General features: G+C 36.1%; 3 protein-coding genes and 1 pseudogene. All 4 read right to left on the bottom strand.

Annotation, left to right across the window (positions count from 1 at the left end):
• On the bottom strand, positions 1–527 hold a 527-nt coding region (locus tag Q0409_RS07785), incomplete at its 3' end, for an AIR synthase related protein (RefSeq protein ID WP_366940102.1).
• A gap of 54 nt (positions 528–581) precedes the next feature.
• Positions 582–839 (bottom strand): 4Fe-4S dicluster domain-containing protein, encoded by a 258-nt coding sequence (locus Q0409_RS07780; protein WP_298536733.1) that lies wholly within the window; start codon positions 837–839, stop codon positions 582–584.
• Positions 840–1,055: 216 nt separating this feature from the next.
• Entirely contained in the window at positions 1,056–2,054 is a 999-nt protein-coding gene (locus tag Q0409_RS07775) for a GGGtGRT protein (protein WP_298536730.1), read from the bottom strand.
• A gap of 11 nt (positions 2,055–2,065) precedes the next feature.
• Positions 2,066–2,299 (bottom strand): annotated as a pseudogene (locus Q0409_RS07770) (hypothetical protein); the annotation flags it as partial.

The raw sequence follows: 2,299 nt of genomic DNA, 5'->3' as shown, positions 1-2,299 counted from the left end.
TGAAGATCACTTAGAATAGCTACTGGATCTGCACCCATTACACAGACATCCCTTAAAGTAGCTCTGGTAACATGGAATCCGCCTAAAAATGGATATTCACTTAATCTTGAATGAATTCCATCAACAGCAGTGGTTATGTAAACATCATCTCCAGGAGCAGGCACTTTTACCACTCCTCCATCATCCTGGGCATTTGGATCAACTACAGACTGAACCTTTGTACTTTTAACAATCTCTGCAATCTTTCTGTGTACAAAGAAGTCACCTGCACCACGTGAACCTACACCCATCTTTCCCATGCCGACATTAGCCTTTGGCACGGTGATGATGTCCTTCAAGAATTCATCTTCAGTATTATTGAGTTCAAGTGTGGTTTTCACCTCATCAATGACACTTTCAGCCATCAATATTGAATGTTCATCTGAAATGTCCTTAAATTCCTTTATTCTTTCTGCGAGGATTGACTTAAGCTCTTCTTCATCTTCACCTTTAGTAAGTCTTCCTCTTACAAAACCTTCTATATCCATGTTTACACCATTTAGATAAAATATTAATTAACAATTTAAAAAATATGATTATAATTATGATTTGAAATTAACAAAATTTATACAATGATTCGGACAAGCTGCAACACATACCTTACAGTCTCTGCAAATGTAATCCTCTTTAAGTGATGATTTCCCATCCATAATAACAAAACTGTTGTTTGGACAGACTGAAACGCATCTTTGGCAAGCTTTACAGTTTTCTCTATTGATTTCAATATGAGATTCTGCTAAATCTTTTTCCTTCTTTTTTTCTTCAACATTATCTTTCTTAAAAAATGAAAATAATCCCATGAACTTACTTTATTAAAACAAATTAATAAGTTTTTATTAATTAAGTTAAAAAAATGCAAAAAGAAGAAAATAAAATATTGAGATAAAAAAAGGGTGAGAATAAGAAAAAAATAAAATTTAAGATAAAAAAGACACCCAGATAAAGAAAAAAGTAAAATAAATGTGAAATAAAAAAAAGAAAAAATAATAAAAATAATAGTTTAAATATCACTTAAACTATTTTAAAGCCTCTTCTACAGCCACTGCAACTGCTACAGTTGCACCGACCATAGGGTTATTTCCCATACCAATTAATCCCATCATTTCCACGTGAGCAGGTACGGAACTTGAACCGGCAAATTGAGCATCAGAGTGCATTCTTCCTAAAGTGTCAGTCATACCATAAGAAGCAGGACCTGCTGCCATATTGTCTGGGTGCAAGGTTCTTCCGGTTCCTCCACCAGAAGCAACTGAGAAGTACTTCTTACCTTGAAGCACACATTCCTTCTTATAGGTTCCAGCTACTGGGTGTTGGAATCTTGTAGGGTTTGTTGAGTTACCGGTGATTGATACATCAACTCCTTCAAGGTGCATGATAGCTACACCTTCCCTTACATCATCTGCACCGTAACATCTTACTTTTGCTCTTTCACCATCTGAATAAGCCTTTTCTCTAACCACTTTCACTTCACCAGTGAAGTAGTCAAATTCAGTTTGAACATAAGTGAATCCATTGATTCTTGAGATGATTAAAGCTGCATCTTTTCCTAAACCGTTTAAAATAACTCTTAAAGGTTCTTTTCTAACCTTATTTGCAGAGTTTGCAATACCGATTGCACCTTCTGCTGCAGCAAAACTCTCGTGACCTGCCAAGAATGCGAAACATTCGCTTTCCTCACTAAGCAACATGGATGCAAGGTTACCATGACCTAAACCTACTTTCCTGTCATCTGCAACACTTCCAGGAATACAGAATGCCTGCAATGCTTCACCGATTGCAGTTGCTGCATCACTTGCCTTTTTGCAGTCCTTTTTGATTGCAATAGCGGCACCTAAAGTGTATGCCCAGCAAGCGTTTTCAAAACATATAGGTTGAACAGACTTTACAATTTCATAAGGGTCAAATCCTTTTTCATTACAAATGGCCTTTGCCTCTTCGAAGTCCTTGATGCCATATTTTTCAAAAATAGGAACTATTTGATCTATTCTTCTTTCATAACTTTCAAATAAACTCATAATAATTCCTCCTATTCCTTCCTTGGGTCAATTATCTTAACCCCATCATCAAATCTTCCATACTGACCGCTTGCCTTTTCGATTGCTTCTGCAGGGTCTGTACCATCTTTAATAAGGTCAAGCATTACACCCATATTTATGTACTTGTATCCAATGATTTCATCGTCTTCATCAAGTGCTATTTCAGTTATGTAACCTTCAGTAAGCTCCAAGTATCTTGGTCCTTTTGCTTTTGTTGAGTAGAT

The organism is uncultured Methanobrevibacter sp. (genome assembly GCF_937898925.1).
Lineage (GTDB): Archaea > Methanobacteriota > Methanobacteria > Methanobacteriales > Methanobacteriaceae > Methanobrevibacter.
Note: the sequence above shows the minus strand (reverse complement) of the source record. Positions and strands in the feature narration are given on the sequence as shown.